20 protein-coding genes are annotated in these 15,787 nt (G+C 66.3%); 7 read left to right on the top strand and 13 right to left on the bottom strand.

All coding sequences use genetic code 11. The features are described 5' to 3' along the window. Window positions 1-11: 11 nt before the first annotated feature. From ACHQ4I_RS23585 to ACHQ4I_RS23570, 4 genes are all read left to right on the top strand, one after another. Window positions 12-806, top strand: a complete 795-nt coding sequence (locus tag ACHQ4I_RS23585) for an SDR family oxidoreductase (protein ID WP_420773969.1) — start codon at window positions 12-14, stop codon at window positions 804-806. Further along, the gene (locus ACHQ4I_RS23580; RefSeq protein WP_420773968.1) at window positions 803-1,879 is read left to right on the top strand and encodes an NAD(P)H-dependent amine dehydrogenase family protein; all 1,077 of its coding nucleotides are present in this window, start codon (window positions 803-805) and stop codon (window positions 1,877-1,879) included. Before ACHQ4I_RS23585 ends, ACHQ4I_RS23580 begins: the two co-directional genes overlap by 4 nt. A gap of 137 nt (window positions 1,880-2,016) precedes the next feature. Then, window positions 2,017-2,238 (top strand): hypothetical protein, encoded by a 222-nt coding sequence (locus ACHQ4I_RS23575; protein ID WP_420773967.1) that lies wholly within the window; start codon window positions 2,017-2,019, stop codon window positions 2,236-2,238. A gap of 11 nt (window positions 2,239-2,249) precedes the next feature. Beyond that, window positions 2,250-2,534, top strand: coding sequence for a hypothetical protein (locus tag ACHQ4I_RS23570; protein ID WP_420773966.1), 285 nt, complete (start codon window positions 2,250-2,252; stop codon window positions 2,532-2,534). 254 nt (window positions 2,535-2,788) lie between these two features. On the opposite strand, the gene ACHQ4I_RS23565 is transcribed toward ACHQ4I_RS23570, so the two are convergent. The 5 genes from ACHQ4I_RS23565 to ACHQ4I_RS23545 form a co-directional block, all read right to left on the bottom strand. Further along, window positions 2,789-3,838, bottom strand: coding sequence for an aminotransferase class V-fold PLP-dependent enzyme (locus ACHQ4I_RS23565; RefSeq protein WP_420773965.1), 1,050 nt, complete (start codon window positions 3,836-3,838; stop codon window positions 2,789-2,791). Between the two features lie 92 nt (window positions 3,839-3,930). Further along, complete coding sequence (locus ACHQ4I_RS23560; RefSeq protein WP_420773964.1) at window positions 3,931-4,344, bottom strand: SRPBCC family protein; 414 nt, start codon at window positions 4,342-4,344, stop codon at window positions 3,931-3,933. Window positions 4,345-4,369: 25 nt separating this feature from the next. Then, a complete protein-coding gene (locus ACHQ4I_RS23555; protein WP_420773963.1) occupies window positions 4,370-4,852 on the bottom strand; it encodes a nuclear transport factor 2 family protein in 483 nt (160 codons plus the stop codon). Between the two features lie 44 nt (window positions 4,853-4,896). Then, window positions 4,897-5,244, bottom strand: coding sequence for a hypothetical protein (locus tag ACHQ4I_RS23550; RefSeq protein WP_420773962.1), 348 nt, complete (start codon window positions 5,242-5,244; stop codon window positions 4,897-4,899). A 117-nt stretch (window positions 5,245-5,361) separates the two neighbouring features. Then, on the bottom strand, window positions 5,362-6,045 hold the full coding sequence (locus ACHQ4I_RS23545; RefSeq protein WP_420773961.1) for a TetR/AcrR family transcriptional regulator: 684 nt from the start codon (window positions 6,043-6,045) through the stop codon (window positions 5,362-5,364). A gap of 111 nt (window positions 6,046-6,156) precedes the next feature. On the opposite strand from ACHQ4I_RS23545, the gene ACHQ4I_RS23540 reads away from it, so the two are divergent. Together ACHQ4I_RS23540 and ACHQ4I_RS23535 are read left to right on the top strand one after the other, a co-directional pair. Further along, window positions 6,157-6,390, top strand: coding sequence for an NmrA family NAD(P)-binding protein (locus ACHQ4I_RS23540; RefSeq protein ID WP_420773960.1), 234 nt, complete (start codon window positions 6,157-6,159; stop codon window positions 6,388-6,390). Between the two features lie 30 nt (window positions 6,391-6,420). After that, the gene (locus ACHQ4I_RS23535; RefSeq protein WP_420773959.1) at window positions 6,421-7,236 is read left to right on the top strand and encodes a class I SAM-dependent methyltransferase; all 816 of its coding nucleotides are present in this window, start codon (window positions 6,421-6,423) and stop codon (window positions 7,234-7,236) included. 46 nt (window positions 7,237-7,282) lie between these two features. Here the strand turns inward: ACHQ4I_RS23535 and ACHQ4I_RS23530 are convergent, their stop codons facing one another. The 8 genes from ACHQ4I_RS23530 to ACHQ4I_RS23495 all read right to left on the bottom strand — a co-directional run bounded on the left by ACHQ4I_RS23530 (window position 7,283) and on the right by ACHQ4I_RS23495 (window position 14,598). After that, a complete protein-coding gene (locus ACHQ4I_RS23530) occupies window positions 7,283-8,245 on the bottom strand; it encodes an NAD(P)H-dependent flavin oxidoreductase (protein WP_420773958.1) in 963 nt (320 codons plus the stop codon). A 64-nt stretch (window positions 8,246-8,309) separates the two neighbouring features. Continuing rightward, window positions 8,310-9,341 carry a zinc-binding dehydrogenase gene (locus ACHQ4I_RS23525; RefSeq protein WP_420773957.1) on the bottom strand — a complete coding sequence of 344 codons (1,032 nt, stop codon included), beginning with the start codon at window positions 9,339-9,341 and terminating at the stop codon, window positions 8,310-8,312. Further along, on the bottom strand, window positions 9,341-10,546 hold the full coding sequence (locus ACHQ4I_RS23520) for an LLM class flavin-dependent oxidoreductase (protein ID WP_420773956.1): 1,206 nt from the start codon (window positions 10,544-10,546) through the stop codon (window positions 9,341-9,343). The genes ACHQ4I_RS23525 and ACHQ4I_RS23520 overlap by 1 nt, the downstream gene beginning before the upstream one ends. Window positions 10,547-10,573: 27 nt before the next feature. Then, window positions 10,574-11,461 carry a VOC family protein gene (locus tag ACHQ4I_RS23515; RefSeq protein ID WP_420773955.1) on the bottom strand — a complete coding sequence of 296 codons (888 nt, stop codon included), beginning with the start codon at window positions 11,459-11,461 and terminating at the stop codon, window positions 10,574-10,576. 13 nt (window positions 11,462-11,474) lie between these two features. Then, window positions 11,475-12,467, bottom strand: a complete 993-nt coding sequence (locus ACHQ4I_RS23510; RefSeq protein WP_420774189.1) for a 2Fe-2S iron-sulfur cluster-binding protein — start codon at window positions 12,465-12,467, stop codon at window positions 11,475-11,477. A 91-nt stretch (window positions 12,468-12,558) separates the two neighbouring features. Next, window positions 12,559-12,786 carry a hypothetical protein gene (locus ACHQ4I_RS23505; protein ID WP_420773954.1) on the bottom strand — a complete coding sequence of 76 codons (228 nt, stop codon included), beginning with the start codon at window positions 12,784-12,786 and terminating at the stop codon, window positions 12,559-12,561. 11 nt (window positions 12,787-12,797) lie between these two features. Then, window positions 12,798-13,943 (bottom strand): 3-ketosteroid-9-alpha-monooxygenase, oxygenase component, encoded by a 1,146-nt coding sequence (locus ACHQ4I_RS23500; protein WP_420773953.1) that lies wholly within the window; start codon window positions 13,941-13,943, stop codon window positions 12,798-12,800. Between the two features lie 178 nt (window positions 13,944-14,121). Next, window positions 14,122-14,598, bottom strand: a complete 477-nt coding sequence (locus ACHQ4I_RS23495) for a flavin reductase family protein (protein ID WP_420773952.1) — start codon at window positions 14,596-14,598, stop codon at window positions 14,122-14,124. A gap of 243 nt (window positions 14,599-14,841) precedes the next feature. Between ACHQ4I_RS23495 and ACHQ4I_RS23490 the strand changes: the two genes are divergently transcribed. Then, on the top strand, window positions 14,842-15,684 hold the full coding sequence (locus ACHQ4I_RS23490; protein WP_420773951.1) for an IclR family transcriptional regulator: 843 nt from the start codon (window positions 14,842-14,844) through the stop codon (window positions 15,682-15,684). Window positions 15,685-15,787 lie beyond the last annotated feature (103 nt).

Below are 15,787 nucleotides of genomic sequence, written 5' to 3'. Positions count from 1 at the left end.
TGGAGCGCCGCATGATCCTGGACAGATTCCGAATCGATGGACAGGTCGCCGTCGTCACCGGCGCGGGGCGCGGCCTCGGCGCGGCGATCGCGGTGGCCTTCGCGGAGGCGGGCGCGGATGTCGTCATCGCGTCCCGCACCAAGAGTCAGCTCGACGAGGTCGCCGAGCAGGTGGCGGCAACCGGCCGCCAGGCCCATGTGGTGCCCGCGGATCTCAGTGATATCGAGGCGACGGCCGGGTTGGCCGCCGCGGCCGTCGAACGCTTCGGGCGGCTCGATATCGTGGTCAACAATGTCGGCGGCGCGCTGCCGTGCCCATTGCTCGACACCACGCCGGACGCGCTGGTGCAGGCGTTCAACTTCAATGTGACCAACGCGCATGCGCTGGTGCGTGCCGCCGTGCCGAAGATCCTCGAAACCGCCGGTGGCGGTTCGATTCTCAATATCACCTCGACCATGGGTCGACTGCCCGGTCGCGCCTTTGCGGCGTACGGTACGGCGAAAGCTGCACTGGCGCACTACACACGGCTGGCGGCGATGGATCTGAATCCGCGCATCCGGGTCAATGCCATTGCGCCGGGATCGATTCTGACCTCCGCGCTGGAGATCGTGGCGAGCAATGACGCGATGCGCACCGAACTGGAGTCGAAGACGCCGCTGCACAGCATCGGCGAGCCCGAGGATATCGCCGCCGCGGCACTGTATTTGGTGTCCCCAGCCGGAAAGTACGTCACCGGTAAGGTGCTCGAACCCGACGGCGGTCTGATCGCGCCCAATCTCGACCTGCCGCTTCCGGATCTGTCATGACCTACCGCGTAGTCCAATGGGGCACTGGCAATGTCGGCGCGCATGCGCTGGCCGGGGTGATCGCGAATCCGGATCTGGAATTGGTCGGGGTGTGGGTGTCGGGTCCGAAGAAGGACGGGCTCGACGCGGGAACCATTGCCGGACTCGATCATCCGGTCGGCGTGGCCGCGACGACGGATACCGAGGCGATTCTGGCCGCGAAACCCGACTGTGTCGTGTACTGCTCGATGACCGACAATCGCCTGCTGGAGGCGGTCGAGGATCTGCGCAGACTGCTCAGTGCCGGCATCAATGTGGTCGCGTGCGCGCCGGTGTTCTTCCAGTATCCCTACGGTGTGCTGCCGGATGAGCTGCTGAAGCCGATCCAAGAGGCTGCGGCGCAAGGCAATTCGTCGCTCTGGGTCAATGGCATCGATCCCGGCTTCGCCAATGATCTGCTGCCGCTGGCGCTCGCGGGCACCTGTCTGCGCATCGACCAGTTGCGGTGTCTGGAAATCGTCGACTACGCCAGCTATGACAACCGTGAGGTCATGTTCGACATCATGGGTTTCGGCAAGCCGCTCGACGAGATCCCGATGTTGTTGCAGCCCGGGGTGTTATCGCTCGCATGGGGCGGCACCGTGCGCCAGTTGGCGGCGGGCATCGGCGTCACCCTCGATGCCGTCACCCAGACCTACGAACGCATCCCCGCCCCCGAATCCTTCGACATCGCCACCGGTCATATCGCCGAAGGGACCGCGGCCGCACTGCGTTTCGAGGTGCGCGGCATGGTCGGGGACGAGGTGGTGACGGTGCTCGAACACGTCACGCGGCTACGCCCCGACCTGTGCCCCGACTGGCCGCAACCCGCCCACCACGAGGGCTCCTACCGCGTCGAGATCACCGGCGAACCCAGCTATGCCATGGACCTGGTCACCTCCAGCCGCAATGGTGACCACAACCATGCGACGCTGCTTGCCACCGCAATGCGCATCGTCAACGCAGTCCCGGCGGTCGTCCAAGCCCCAGCAGGCATCCTCACCGCACTGGACCTGCCGCTCATCACCGCCCCCGCAACCCGCCCACCCACGTAACCCGAACCTTCGCATCCTAAATAGGGCCCCATAGGGGCGCGAACCAACCCGAAACCCCAGGTCAACCGATTCTTCGGTCGAATTCGCTGTATTTCGAGCTGTTTCGGCGCTGCTGACGGCCACCACGTTAGGCTCAGGTGCTGACGCGGCTATGGCATCGGTCGGGTATCAGCAACCCGCAGCCGAAGGGGGAGCCCGCCGTTGTCACGCAGATCCCCAACCCGCGCCTCAATGTCGCCGCGATGGCGTTGGACTGCGTACCCGGCGTGTGGCAGGGCCGGATCGTCATGCGCGCTACCTGGGACACCGGGACCGATGAGGGCCGCAACGAGACCACACCCACCTTCATCCAGTGCTAGGTTTGGCCCCGATGAAGCTGCTCCATATCAGCAGCGGCCCGACTACGTGGCAGGGCCGCTGGTTTCGGCTGCGCCGCAACCTGTACTACCGGTTTCGGCGTGTCCCCCGCGAGCCCGGCTACACCGGGGAGAACCAGTGGAGCCCTCACCGCGAGTACGGCGGCTGGGTCATCCGTCCGTGCAGTGGCTGGCGTCGGATCCGCTGGATAACCCCACCCCTGCACTACACGCGCGCCATCCCCGCTGACGACATGTACGCCGTCGGCAGCTGGATGCTGGAGAAGCTGGAAAAGTAAGGCGGTAACAGCGGCCCCACTCGGTCTTCTTACGGGTGGGGGCCACCCCGTGTGCGAGGTCCGGATGCGCCTCGCCTCCAAACGGAGGCGGGGCGCTCTGCGTGTCGGACAGACCGGTCAGTCTGCGCGCGTGGCGATCAGTGAGGGAGACCTAGTTCAGTCCATCCGCCTGACACCCAGATCGTGGACCGTAAGATCCTGCCAAGATCTTGACAAGGTCATCCCTACCTCGGATCCCGACAAGAGTGCGGCTTTTAGTGGGTGGAGAGGGCCGCCAGGGCGCGGTCGACGTCTTCGGCGCTGTTGTAGAGGTGGAAGGAGAAGCGCAGGCCGCCGCCGCGGGCGGATGCGATGACGCCCGCCGCTTCCAGGCGGTCTGCCGCATCGCCCGCGCCGAGTACCGAGACGATCGCCGAATCGGCCGGTACCGACTGGAAACCCAACTCCGCCAAGCCGGTTCGGAATCGGGTGGCGAGTTCGCGGTTGTGGGCGCCGATCTTGTCGATGGTCAGCTCTTCGAGCAATGACAGACCCGAGAGCGCTGCGATGACGCCGAGCCAGTCCGGAGTGGAGTCGAACCGCCGGGCGCTGCTGGGCAGTGCGATCGGGTCGTACAGTTCGGCCCAGCGGTCGGCCGCCGCGTACCAGCCGGGGCTGATCGGGCGCAGCCTGGCGGCGGCTTCTGGTGCGGCGGCGAAGAATGCGACGCTGCGCGCGCCGATCAGCCATTTGAATGTCGCGCACACCCAGTAGTCGGCATCGTCGAAACGTAGCGGCACCCATCCGGCGGCCTGGGTGGCATCGGCCAGCAGGCGGGCATTGTGTGCCCGGGTGGCCGCGCGCAGCAGCGGCATATCCGTGGTCCGCCCGTCCTTGGACTGCACGACGCTGACCGCGACCAATGCCGTCTCGGGTCGGACCTCTTCGGCAATGCGCGCCAACGGCACGAACCGGACGGCCAGATCACCGCGATGCACGAAAGGCATGGAGACGGAAGAGAATTCGCCTTCGGCGAGCAATACTTCCGCACCCGGCGGCAATGCGTCGACTACGGGCGCCATCAGCCCGGCCACGGTCGCGCCCAGCGCGATATCGTCGACCGAAGCGCCCGCCAGCAATCGCGCGAACCCGGCCCGCAATTCGGGTACCAGGTCATCCCGCGTCGCCGGTGCGCCACGACCCGCCGCCCAGAAGGCGTTGATCTCCTGCAGCGCCGCCAATGAGCGCGCGGACGGCAATCCGTGCGAAGCGGTGTTCAGATAGGCGGTCTCGGGCGTGAACTCATCGGGCGCAAGCGAAGACATACTCGCAACACTCCGCTCGCGACCAGCCGCCGTCGAGTGCCACCAGGAAAATACTGGACCCAAATCTCTTGTGCGACTCGACCGACTACCGCTCAGCCCGAATGGCGTTGTTCGATGGTCGCCTTCATCACCTGAGCACCGCGCTCGACTCGCGGCCGGACCTGGTCGGCGGCATCATGAGGCAGCACATCGGTGACCCAAACCAACGTGCTGCGACCGTCCTCGGCATCGAGCACTTGAAACGAGGCATGGTGGTGGGTGAGCGGCAACTGGAAACCCTCGACAGCCGAGTAGGCCAGCCTGCGCACATCGTCATCGATGGTGACGATCAGTTCGCGAATCACATTGCCGCCGGGCATGGTCAAAAATCTGACGTCGCCATCGATGCGGGTATCGACGACATAGTCGGGCAGCAGACGTTCGTGCACGGCACCGACATCGCGCAGGGCGGCCCACACGTGCTCCGGACCGACGTCGATCAGAATTTCATGCTGGATGGTGGCCATATCGGATCCACCATATCGGTAGCCCCTATTTCGGGGTCTCGGCCGCCCACATATTGGAAAGCAGTTGGTAGCTCGGGGTGTCGGCGAGCGACTGCATCGACTCGTAGATGCGCTGATAGCTCGTCGCGGTGATGCGCCACTGGCCGTCGGGGTCGCGGCGGTAGGAGTCGGTGTAATAGCCCGCGCCACGGATGAGGACGCCGTATTCGGTGGCGATCACGGTGTCCTCGAAAGCCCAAGAGCCCGTTGCGGTATCGCCGTCGACGGTGATCTCCGGATGGTTGGCGATGTGGGTGGTGACGACGGCGGGGCCGAGGTTCTCGCGCATGAATGCGGTGACGGCGTCGCGGCCGTCCAGGGTCAGCGGTTCACCGAGCGCGTGGGTGCCGTAGCGACCGGCGATGTCGACGGCGAGGGTGTCCGCGAAATCGTCCCATTGTTTGAGATCCAAGGTCCGGAAGTAGCGGTATTTGAGCTGCCGGACGGCTTCGATGGCGTCGAGATCCATCCGTTCAGCGTGGCATGCCGCGGGTGGTTAAACAAGAACGTGTTCTAGGTGGTCGGCGCGGCCGCGGCGGCCTGGGCGGCGAGGCCGTCGAGCACGGCGATATGGGCGGCGGGCACCTCGATATTCAAGTACGTCGCGCGCGGCCCGGCGGGGGTGAAGGTGAAGGCGAAGAACGCGCAGCAGCTCGCCTCCCGCGCGACCAGGTGTTGCGCGGTGGCCTCGGCGGCGGCATCGAGTTCGAGTCGCAGCAGCGTCGGTGCCGGCCGCTCGATCTTGCGCAGCGCCGTGGCGAACAGGGTCGCGAATTCGGCGACTCGCAGCGGCTGCTGTTCGGTGGGCAGTGTGCAGGCATCCGGGACGGTCCACAGCAGATTCGCACCCACGTCGGTCATCTCGACCACCTCCAGGAGGCTATTGACATATGCCGAAAGGGTAGCGCACGACCGCTGAGCAGTCACCGGTCTTTTGCCACCTGACCGGGGCGCTCGGTGCCGTCGCGGAATTGCCGTTCACTCCGCCTGATCGGGCGCGGCGAACAGGCCGCGTCCGATCAGTTCGAAAACGCGATTCGACGCGTATTCGATATCCGCGGCGCCGACGGGCAGGGGTCCGTCGAGCAACAGACTGGCCAGGCCATGGACCGCTGACCACACGGCTATCTCGGCGCCCGGCCTGCGGTCTGGAGCCAAAAGCCCCGCGGCCATTGTTTCGTCCAGTACCTGACCCAGGATGTCGAACGGCTCGGCACCGGCGCCGAACCGCGATGCGCCGTCGGATCGTGCGACGGCAGACGGATTGTCTTGTGCCTGAACATCATTGCCGTTGGCTGCCGGGTGTGATGTGAAGGCGGCGCGGAACAATCCGGGTTGTGTGAGCGCAAAGTCGATGTAGGCGACGCCAACCGCCTGCAGCGACTCACCCGGGCCGCTGGCCATATCGATATGCCGACGCATCTCGGCGGCGAGTTCGGCGCGCGCTTGCCGAGACACCTCGGCAAGCAGCGCCTCGCGGTCGGCGAAGTGTCGATAGGCAGCGGAATGTGACACACCTGCCACCCGGGCGGCCTCGCGCAGAACCACACGGTCGGGACCTCCCGCCCTGGCCAATTCGACGCTGGCCTCGATCAGGGCTGTGTGCAGCGCGCCGTGGTGATAGGGCCTTCTGCGTTCGGAGTCGGCGGTGGCGGCATTCATGGGGTCAGGATCGCACGGAAACCTGGATGTTGACAACGGTCACATCCAGTCGCATACTGCGAAGTGACCAGTGGTAACACTGCGAATGACCCAGAGCTGAAAGGGAATCCGATGGCAAAGGAACGCGTACTCGTCACCGGTGCCACGGGCAGGATCGGCACCGCCGTGACGACCCAACTGCTGGAAAAGGGCATCCCGACCAGGGCGATGGTGCATCGCCGCGACGAACGCAGTGCGCGCTCGGCAGCCAAGGGCGCCGAGATCGTGGTCGCCGACATGTTCGATTTCATGCAGATCCGGTCCGCTCTGGTCACCGCGGCCGATTCCCCGTCGGTGTCGGTCTGAGCCCTGCTCGATCAGATGGAAGGCGCAGACATGACCAGCTCACAAACCAGTTCGCCCTACGAGACCGGAGTCTCCCGCTCCCGCATCGAACAGGCGCTCATCGCCGCGGAGAAGAATCTCGACCATCTCGAGCCCACCGACCTGGGAATGCTGGAGGATTTCCACACCATGGGCCGCATCGCTACCGGCCAACTGGTCGATCTCGTCGATATCGGGCCCGACACCGCAGTGCTCGACGCCGGTACCGGAATTGGAGGTACGGCCCGGTATCTCGCCCAGCGCTTCGGATGCAAGATCGCCGCGGTCGACCTCACCGAGGAATACTGCGCGGTGGCCCAGTGGCTGAATCAGCTTGTCGGACTTGACGACCTGATCGCGGTTCGCCGAGCCGACGTCACGGAACTGCCCTTCGCGGATGGCGCTTTCCAGGTCGCCTTCAGCCAGCACGTGCAGATGAATGTCGCCGACAAGGTGGGGCTCTACCGGGAGGCCCGCCGGGTGTTGGCCGACGGTGGGCAGCTCGCGATCTGGGATATCGCCGCCGGCGTGTCCGGCCCGCCCGACTACCCACTGCCATGGGCCGACCTGCCGGAGCACAGCCATTTGGCCGCCCCCGATCGGCTGCGAGCCGCCATCGAGTCCGCGGGCTTCACCATCGAGCACTGGAATGACCGCACCGAAGACGCGGCGACAACGATGAAAATGGTGCTGTCCTGGCCGCCCGATCCACTCGGTTTGCATGCCTTCGTGCCACGCTTCGCCGAAAGAGCCGAGCATCTCACCGATGCCCTGGCCGACGGGCGACTTCGAGCGATCCAGGTCGTCGCGAGAGCAACCAGCGCCTGACGCCGCGTGCCGTTGCAAATATGACGCGAGGCGTTCGAAACACGGCCTAGTCGCAGTACGCCGCGGCGCGCCGCAATGCGCGTTCGGCGTCACCGCTGATGCGGCGCACCAGGTCTGCCGCGGGTTCGAGACCGTTGATGAGGTCGACGCCCTCACCCGCCCAGACCGGTGCGCAGTCGAGATCACCCCGCTCGGTCGCATCCCGATACCGTTGCCGGGCAAGGGGATCGGCCGCCAATTCGGCATCGCGTCCGGACCATTCGTCGAGGAATCGGTTGCGCAGTGTGCGCGCGGTGTACTCGGCGGGCCAGGGGGATTCGCGGGCGATATCAATGGTGCGGCTGCGTTCGGTGTCGCCGCCGCGCGCCTCGACGATGGCCTTGGCTTCTTCGGCGGAGATCAAGGATTCGTGCGTCGCCTCGAAGCGAGTGCCGATCAGCGCGCCCGCCGCGCCGAGCGCGAGTGCGGCGGCGAGCCCGCGGCCGTCGGCGATGCCGCCCGCGGCGAGCACCGGCACCGGTCCGGCCAGGTCCACGACCGCGGGGACGAAGGGCAGCGTGGCGCGCGTGCCGCCGTGTCCGCCCGCCTCACCGCCCTGTGCGACCAGGACGTGCGCGCCCGCGTCGAGGGCCCGCGCCGCCTCGTCCGTGGTGGTCACCTGTACGAGCAGGCGAATGTCCGCCGCCAGCACCGCGTCCGCGTACGGCGTCGGGTCGCCGAAGGACAGCATGATCGCCGCCGGGCGGCGCTCGACGCTCCGCAGTACGGCATCGAGATCGGTCGCCCAGCTCAATAATCCTATGCCCCAGGGCTTTTCGGTACGGGCCGCGAGCAATTCGCATTCCCGATCGAGCAGGTCCGCATCGCCACCTCCGGCGCCGATCAGGCCGAGTCCGCCGCCCTCGGATACCGCGGCGGCCAACTCGCCGCCCGCCACCCCGCCCATCGGTGCCAGCATGACGGGGTGGTCGATGCCGAACATCTCGGTGAGATCGGTGCGCAATGCCATGACCAGCCCCTTCGTCGCATTCGACTGCCGTCCTCGACGATAGTCGCGCGGCCGTGGTGACCGGTCAGAGATCCGGACGGACCAGGATCTGAATATGGTCGTCCGGATGCCGCAATGTGTCGATCGCGCCCGCGACACCGGTGAGTCCGACCTGATCGGTGATCAGCGAGGCGGCATCGATACTGCCCTCGGCGATCCGGTGCAGGGTCTTCGCGTACTCCTCGTGCGGGTAGACCATGCACATCTGCAGCGAGATGTCCTTGTAGATGCCGACGATCGGGCGGATGACATCGTCGGTCATCACCGAGCCGATCTGCAGAATCGTGGTCTGGCGCGGGACCTTGTACATCAACTCGTTGATCATGCCCGGGACCGCCGCGCAGACCCAGACATGCAGCAGTTGGCCGGGCGAGGCCGCCTCCTGCCACACCTCGATCGGATCTTCGACGGCCGGGTCGACGACGCGGTGCGCACCGAGGCGTAATGCCGTGTCGCGCCGCAGCTTCGAGGGGTCGGAGGCGATGATCGGCGCGACCCCGCGTTCCACCAGCGCGGCGACCGCACCCAAACCCACCGGGCCGCAACCGATCACGACGCCCGAGCCGTCGGGGCCGATGCCGGTGCGCGCGACATTGCCGAAGCCGACGGCGAGCGGTTCGGTGAGTGCGGCGACATGCGGCGCGACCGTGTCCGGAATGGGTTCCAAGGCCATGGCCTGCAACACCATTCGCTCGCCGTAGCCGCCCGGGAATTCATTCGAGAAGCCGACGCCGTGGATCTGGCCCGCATGATCGATGGCCCATGGCAAAGCCACCACCAGCTGACCCTCGGTATGCGGGGTATCCGGTCCGGCCGAGATCACCCGGGCGGCGATTTCGTGGCCCATGACGACATCGCGGTGCGGATCGAATTGGAAAGTGGGGACACCACTGTCGCGCGAGGCCTGTAGGAATTCGTCGGTGTAGTCCAGTGCCTGCTTATCGGACCCGCAGATACCGCAGGCAATCGTCTCGACCAGGACCTGACCGGGTCCGGGCACCGGCTCTGGCACCTCGTCGACGACCAGACCACCGGCCCGCATCACCACCGCGCGCATCAGTTGGCCTCCTCGGTGCCCATGGCGGAAGCCAGTGTCTGGCCGTACTTTTCGAAGGCGCTCTGGATTCCCGCGGTCAGTCCGCCGATCATTCGCTCGCTATTGGCGTTCGCCCATTCGAGTGAGGCGGTGCGATTGCGGTTGGCGCGGGTGAAGTGCGGGATCACCTGTTCGGCGAAGAGCCGGGCCGAGCGCTGGGTGGCGTCCCAATCCGCGACATTCAGCCCGAGCAGCAGGAAGGTGCCGAAGCCGCCGGACTGTTCGGCCAGTTTCTCGATGGTCGCGATGGCATCGTCGGGGGTGCCGATGGTGGCGCGGCCGAAGGCCGGGAAGCCTTCGCCGGTCCACTGTTCGACGGCGGCGCGGGCGGAGGAGTTCCACGGTGCGTTACGGCCGCTGAGCTTTTCGATGTAGTCGACGAGATGTCCGACGCCCCATTCGGCCTCGCGCATCGCCTGCTCGCGGGTCTCGGCGATATGCATCGGCGCGACCAGCCGCCACTTGGCGCGATCGACGGTGTGGCCATGGTCGGCCATGGTCTTCTGGTAGACCTGCCAATTCGGCAGCAGCGCATCGTATCCACTGGGATCGGAGGCCGCCAGGGAGAGCAGCCCGGCGCCGTGCCGTCCCGCCAGCACCGCACCCGACGGCGAAATCGTCGAGGCCACAGCCATTTCCAGGCCGTCGACCTGATAGGGCAGCAGTTGCAGTCGAGCCTCGATCAGGCGGTACCAGTCGCTTTCGGCGGTCACCGTCTCACCGCGTAGCAGGCGCACCAGCACATCCATGGATTCGTGCATCATGTCGCGCTGGCGGACCGGATCGATGCCCATCATGGCGGCATCGGTGGCCAGCTGGCCCGGGCCGACACCCATCATGGCCCGGCCCATGGTCAGGTGATCCAGCAGGCAGATGCGGTCGGCGAGCATCATCGGCTGGTGGTAGGGCAGGGAATTCACGCCGGTGCCCAGGCGGATGCGGCTGGTCCGCTGGGCCGCGGCGGCGAGGAAGACCTCGGGGGCGGCGATGATCTCCAGTCCGGCCGAATGATGTTCGCCGACCCAGGCCTCGGCGAAGCCGAGTCGGTCGGCCAGCTCCACCAGCGCGAGATCGCGCTGGAGTTGCAGGGTCGGGTTACCGGTGAGCGGATGGTATGGGGCGATGAAGAATCCGAACCTGGTGGGGCCGAACTGGTTGTCGCTCATTCAATTGTCCTTACGTGCGGTGGTGGTTCAGCTGCGGTCCCAGTCGTGACCCCAATAGCTATCGGCGGTCATTTCCTCCGCGGTGTAGGTGGTTTCGTCCACCAGCACGCCCTCGGTGCCGAATTCCAGATCCCAGCCGCCCGGGGTGCGGACGTAGAAGGAGATCATCTTGTCGTTGGTGTGGCGGCCCAGCGTCGAGGACAGGTGGTATCCGGCCTTGTTCACCCGATCCAGGGCGCGGCCGACATCGTCGAGGCGGTCGACCTCGACCATGACGTGCACCAGGCCCGAACCCTCTTTACCGCCGGAGGGGATCAGCGCCAAGCTGTGGTGGCGCTGGTTCACACCGAGGAACCGGATGCGCACCGGACCGTATTCCGGTGGCGTCGGCAACCGGAACGCGCCGCGCGGCAGGAAGCCGAGGACGTCGGTGTAGAAGCGGAATGCGCCGTCCAGATCGGGAACCGGCAGCACCACGTGGCCGAGACCGAGACCTTCGGTGACGAAACGGTTTCCGTGCTTGCCGACGACGGGACTGTGGTCGAGGACCGGGCCGTGGAAGATCTCGACGGTGGTGCCGGAGGGATCGACGAAGGTGATCGCCTCCTCCACGCTGCGCGCATCCGCCTCGGCGACGGTCAGCGCGGTTACTTCGATTCCGGCCTTCGCCACCGCCTCGCGCGCCTCGGCGAGTGCGCGGTGGTCGCGCACCTCCCAGCCGATGGCGAGCACCTTGTCCGTCTCGCCCGGCACCAGGACCAGGCGGGCGACGTGCTCGTCCATGCGCAGATAGATGGCGTCCTGGTCCGGGCCGGTGCCCTCGGCGAAGCCGATCACGTCGAAGGCGAAGGTGCGCCAGGCCTGCGGGTCGCTGACCGCGACCTTCACATAACCGAGCGAACTGATGATGGCCATAGGGGTGTTCTCCTCATTCATAGGTGATCCGGACCGTGTCGGTGACCGGCACCGCCTGGCAGGCCAGCACATAGCCGTCGGCCAGGTCTTCGCGTTCCAGTACTTCGTTGCGCAGCAGCTTGACTTCGCCGTCGACGACCCGGCAGACGCAGGCGCTGCACGCGCCCTCGCGGCAGGAGTACGGTGCCTCGATGCCGCGGGCCAGCAGCAGATCGAGCAGCACGGTATTGCGCGGCCAGGCGAATTCGTTTGTGGTGCCGTCGAGTTCGACCTCGACGCGCGCGGTATCGCCGGTGTCCTCGACCTCGGCGAAGGGGTCACCGGATAGCGACACGAACTTCTCGACGTGCACTCGGGTGCGGTCCATACCGAGGTTGCCGGACGCCGCGACGACAGCATCCATGAAAGGCGCAGGGCCGCAGACGAATATCTCGCGATCGGTCCACGGGGCGATCAGGGTGCTCAGCGCCCGCACCGACGGCAAGCCCTGTACGGACTCGAGCCAATGCAGTACAACGAGGCGATCCGGGTATGCGGCGGCCAGCGACTTCAGCTCGTCGGCGAAGATCACCGAGTTCTCGTCGCGGTTGGCGTAGATCAGGGTGCAGCGTCCGCGGCCCTGCGCCAGCGCCGATTTCAGGATGGACAGCACCGGGGTGATCCCGCTGCCCGCCGCGAGCAGCAGCAGATCGGTGTCGAACGAGTCGGGGGTGAAAATGCCTGCGGGCGGCAGCGTGTCGATGGTCATGCCCGCGACGGCGTTATCGCACAACCAGTTCGAACCGTAGCCGCCTTGGGTCCGTTTGACGGTGACCTTGAGCGGTCCGCCCTCGTGCGGTGCGCTGGACAGGGAGTACGAGCGCGCCACCGAACCGGTCTGCGCACTCGGTATCCGCAGGGTCAGGAACTGGCCGGGCCGATAGGACAGTTGCTGCCCCGATTCGGCGACCAGCTCCAGCGAGACCGCGTCCTGGGTTTCGGCGACCACGCGAACCACCCGCAGCATTACCGCCCCGCTCACGACTTCGCCTCGCTGACGCTCGGCTCCGTCGTGCGCGATCGCGCACTGTGCTGATGGTTCACTCGCTGACGCTCGCTCACAGCAGGTCCCGATCACGAGTGCTCAGCCCGACTTCGCCTGCGGTGACGGCCTTTTCGATGCTGTCGCGCAATGCCGCGCAGCCGCGCACCGGGCCGCCGCCATTGCGCGCGAACTCGGCACAGTGCGCGCGAGCGGCCGAACTCCACTGCACACTCGTATGCGCCGGGCTGAATTTGACCACGGACACCTGGTTTCGGCAGGCGTGGCAGGTGACGCAATCCATCACAGATCCGTTCAGGCGTCCGCCCGCTGGGCGGCCAGGTTCTCGGCGACCTCGGCCTCCCATGCGGTGACCGCGCGGGTGGTGTCGACTTCGAATTCGAAGCGGTCGGTCATCTTCGCCTCCACCTCGGCCACATCGGTATAGAACTGTTCGTACCAGCGCCGCAGCTGGTAGACCGGTCCGTCCTCCTCGCACAGCAGCGGGTTATCGATGCGGGTCTTGCGTTCCCAGATGGCCACATCCTGTTCGAAACCGCGGCCGAGTCCGTTGGCGAAGCGCACCGCCATCGCGTCGGCCTCTTCCGGTGCGAGCCCCGGCAGCTTCTTCACGATCGCGCCGTACTGCAGCACGAACTTGGTCGGCGACACCGGGTAGTGGCAGTTGATCAGCACGGATTCGACTGTCTGCCCGTTGGATTCGTTGACCAGGTGATCGATCATGTAGGAGGGACCGTAGTAATGGGCCTCCGAATGCAGCGTGTTCTGGCCGCCCGCCTCCTTGGCCAGCTCGCCCTGCACATCCGCACGGCCGATCGAGGTCATGTACTGACTGGCGACGTGCCCCTCGAAGACATTCTTGAAGTAGGTCGGAAAGGCGAAATGCACGTAGAAGAAGTGCGCCATATCCACCACGTTGTCGATGACCTCGCGGCAGTTCGCGCCCTCGATGGTGATCTGGTTCCAGGTCCAGTCGCTCCACTCGTCGCTGAACGCGCCCTCGAGTCGGGGGATGGCGATATCGGCGGGCGGCGGGTTGCCCTCCGGGTCGTTCCAGACGAACAGCTGCCTGTTCTGCTCCAACGTGATCCACGACTTGGTGCGGGCCAGCGGGGGCACCCGGCGGGCGTAGGGGATTGCGGCGCAACGGCCATTGCCCTTCCAGCGCCAGTCGTGAAACGGGCAGGCGATGGCATCGCCCTTGATGGTGCCGTCGCCGAGGTTGCCACCCATATGCCGGCAGTAGGCGTCGAGCACATTGAGGGTGCCGTCCTCGCTCGCGAACACCACCAGTTCGGTGCCGAAGATTTCGATGGTGTGCGGTTTACCGTCGCGGAAGCTGTCGGCAAGGCCGATGCAGTGCCAGCCGCGGGCGTATCGGGTCGGCGGGGCGCCGGTGTCGATCACGCGCACCTGGTCGTCGGTGTTCGCCGTGCTCATGACTGCGCCTCGCTAGCGCTCGGCTCCGTCATGACCACTGGGGTGGCTGTGTTGAATGTTCGCTCGCTGCGCTCGCTCACGCTGTTCCTCCACGTTCGTCATCCGTGTCGTTGTACTTCGATGGTTCGGCGCTGTCGGCCATCGCCGAAAGGCGACGTCCCACTGGCCGGGAGCCTGCTCAGACGCTGGTAAGGCGCTCGAATCCGGAGCGGTAGAACAGCAGCGGATCGGCGTCGCGGCCCGCGCCGAGCGCGATGACATTGCCGATGACGATGGTGTGATCGCCGCCGTCGAGTTCGCCGCCGAGTTCGCAATCGATCCACGCGATCGATCCGGCCAGCAGCGGTGAGCCGTTGGGCGACAGCTGCCAATCCAGGCCGTCGAATTTGTCGGGTCCGCTGCGGCCGAGCTGTCGGCACACATCCTCTTGATCCGCGGCGAGCACGTTTACGCAGAACTTGCTCGCGGTCCGGATCCGCGGCCAGGTGCTGGAGGTCCGGGCCGGGAACAGGGCCACCGCGGGCGGTTCGAGGGACAGTGCGGAGAAGGACTGGCAGGCGAACCCGACGGGTTCGTCGCCGTCGAGGGCGGTGATCGCGGTGACTCCGGTGGCGAACCGGCCGAGGACGGCCTTGAAGTCGAGCACGACGGCCATGGCGCTCCTAGTTTCGACTAGAAATATTCCGTTTCGTCACGAAGGTAAGCGCCGCGCCGGGTCGGCTGTCAACAACGGATTCCGCCTACCGAGAAGATCCGTAGCGATCTCCGTAGTTTTCGGGATTCCGGCTTGCCCGCGCGACGGCACTGTGATGGGGAGCACAAACCGGTATGCCGAAAACGGGCATGCCTAATCGAAATACTTCTAAGCTGTATGAGCTACACCAATGGAGGTTCGCCCATGACGGTCGAGGTGCTGACCGGCCCGCAGTCCGAAGCGCTGTTGTCGGGTTCGGGTCGTCCGACCACCCGGCCCGCGCAGCCGCCGGTATCCATGATCGAGCGAATGACGCTGATCCTAGACGCTTTCGACGGTTCGACGCCGACCCTGACGCTGCTCGGACTCGCCGAGCGCACCGGGCTGCCCCGGTCCACGGTACATCGCATCCTGGACCAGATGATCCGGCTGCGCTGGCTGGCGCACGCACCCGGCGGCTACCGGCTCGGCCTGCGTCCGATCGAACTCGGCGGACTCGCCGCCGACCACAACGAGATTCGCGATGTGGTGAGTCCGCTGCTGCACGATCTCTGTCAGCGGACCGGCATGGTCGGCCATCTCGGTGTGCTCGACGGGCGCGAGGTGCTGTACCTGGACAAGGCCGGTGGCCGCCTCACCGCGAACATCCCGACCCGCCTCGGCGGCCGGATGCCCGCGCACACTACGGCTTTGGGCAAGGCGCTGCTGGCGTCGCTGGAGCCGAGCATTATCGAGACGTCCTTCCGGAACCGGCTGCCGCAGTTGACGCCGCGGACCATTTGCGACCGGGCGGAATTGCACCGGGAGCTGACCCGGATCCGGAATCGGCAGGGGGTTGCCGTGGACAACGAGGAGTCGGTTACCGGCATCGCCTGTGTGGCCGTGCCGATCCGGGGACGGGGCGCGGCCGTCGGCGCACTGTCGTTGTCCGCGCAAATCGGCGGGGAGCGGACTGCCTTGGACACCGCGCGGTTGGCGCGAGTGCTCGTCGAGGTCGCGCACGAGGCAGGCCGAGCGCTGTTCCCGCGCCATGCGCGGTGGCGGTGACCTGAGCCCGGTTGCGGCGGTCAGTGCCGGCGTCCAGGGATCGCTCGCGATGATTTTCCCGCGCATCTTTTGACGCGCCGCGCACGAACTGGCCGGGCGAATT

The organism is Nocardia nepalensis, assembly GCF_048910785.1.
Lineage (GTDB): Bacteria > Actinomycetota > Actinomycetes > Mycobacteriales > Mycobacteriaceae > Nocardia > Nocardia nepalensis.
Note: the sequence above shows the minus strand (reverse complement) of the source record. Positions and strands in the feature narration are given on the sequence as shown.

Coding starts and splice junctions, on each gene's coding strand:
- ACHQ4I_RS23585 (WP_420773969.1), top strand. CDS start 12: ATGATCCTGGACAGATTCCGAATCGATGGACAGGTCGCCGTCGTCACC.
- ACHQ4I_RS23580 (WP_420773968.1), top strand. CDS start 803: ATGACCTACCGCGTAGTCCAATGGGGCACTGGCAATGTCGGCGCGCAT.
- ACHQ4I_RS23570 (WP_420773966.1), top strand. CDS start 2,250: ATGAAGCTGCTCCATATCAGCAGCGGCCCGACTACGTGGCAGGGCCGC.
- ACHQ4I_RS23565 (WP_420773965.1), bottom strand. CDS start 3,838: ATGTCTTCGCTTGCGCCCGATGAGTTCACGCCCGAGACCGCCTATCTG.
- ACHQ4I_RS23560 (WP_420773964.1), bottom strand. CDS start 4,344: ATGGCCACCATCCAGCATGAAATTCTGATCGACGTCGGTCCGGAGCAC.
- ACHQ4I_RS23555 (WP_420773963.1), bottom strand. CDS start 4,852: ATGGATCTCGACGCCATCGAAGCCGTCCGGCAGCTCAAATACCGCTAC.
- ACHQ4I_RS23550 (WP_420773962.1), bottom strand. CDS start 5,244: ATGACCGACGTGGGTGCGAATCTGCTGTGGACCGTCCCGGATGCCTGC.
- ACHQ4I_RS23545 (WP_420773961.1), bottom strand. CDS start 6,045: ATGAATGCCGCCACCGCCGACTCCGAACGCAGAAGGCCCTATCACCAC.
- ACHQ4I_RS23540 (WP_420773960.1), top strand. CDS start 6,157: ATGGCAAAGGAACGCGTACTCGTCACCGGTGCCACGGGCAGGATCGGC.
- ACHQ4I_RS23535 (WP_420773959.1), top strand. CDS start 6,421: ATGACCAGCTCACAAACCAGTTCGCCCTACGAGACCGGAGTCTCCCGC.
- ACHQ4I_RS23530 (WP_420773958.1), bottom strand. CDS start 8,245: ATGGCATTGCGCACCGATCTCACCGAGATGTTCGGCATCGACCACCCC.
- ACHQ4I_RS23525 (WP_420773957.1), bottom strand. CDS start 9,341: ATGCGCGCGGTGGTGATGCGGGCCGGTGGTCTGGTCGTCGACGAGGTG.
- ACHQ4I_RS23520 (WP_420773956.1), bottom strand. CDS start 10,546: ATGAGCGACAACCAGTTCGGCCCCACCAGGTTCGGATTCTTCATCGCC.
- ACHQ4I_RS23515 (WP_420773955.1), bottom strand. CDS start 11,461: ATGGCCATCATCAGTTCGCTCGGTTATGTGAAGGTCGCGGTCAGCGAC.
- ACHQ4I_RS23510 (WP_420774189.1), bottom strand. CDS start 12,467: ATGCTGCGGGTGGTTCGCGTGGTCGCCGAAACCCAGGACGCGGTCTCG.
- ACHQ4I_RS23505 (WP_420773954.1), bottom strand. CDS start 12,786: ATGGATTGCGTCACCTGCCACGCCTGCCGAAACCAGGTGTCCGTGGTC.
- ACHQ4I_RS23500 (WP_420773953.1), bottom strand. CDS start 13,943: ATGAGCACGGCGAACACCGACGACCAGGTGCGCGTGATCGACACCGGC.
- ACHQ4I_RS23495 (WP_420773952.1), bottom strand. CDS start 14,598: ATGGCCGTCGTGCTCGACTTCAAGGCCGTCCTCGGCCGGTTCGCCACC.
- ACHQ4I_RS23490 (WP_420773951.1), top strand. CDS start 14,842: ATGACGGTCGAGGTGCTGACCGGCCCGCAGTCCGAAGCGCTGTTGTCG.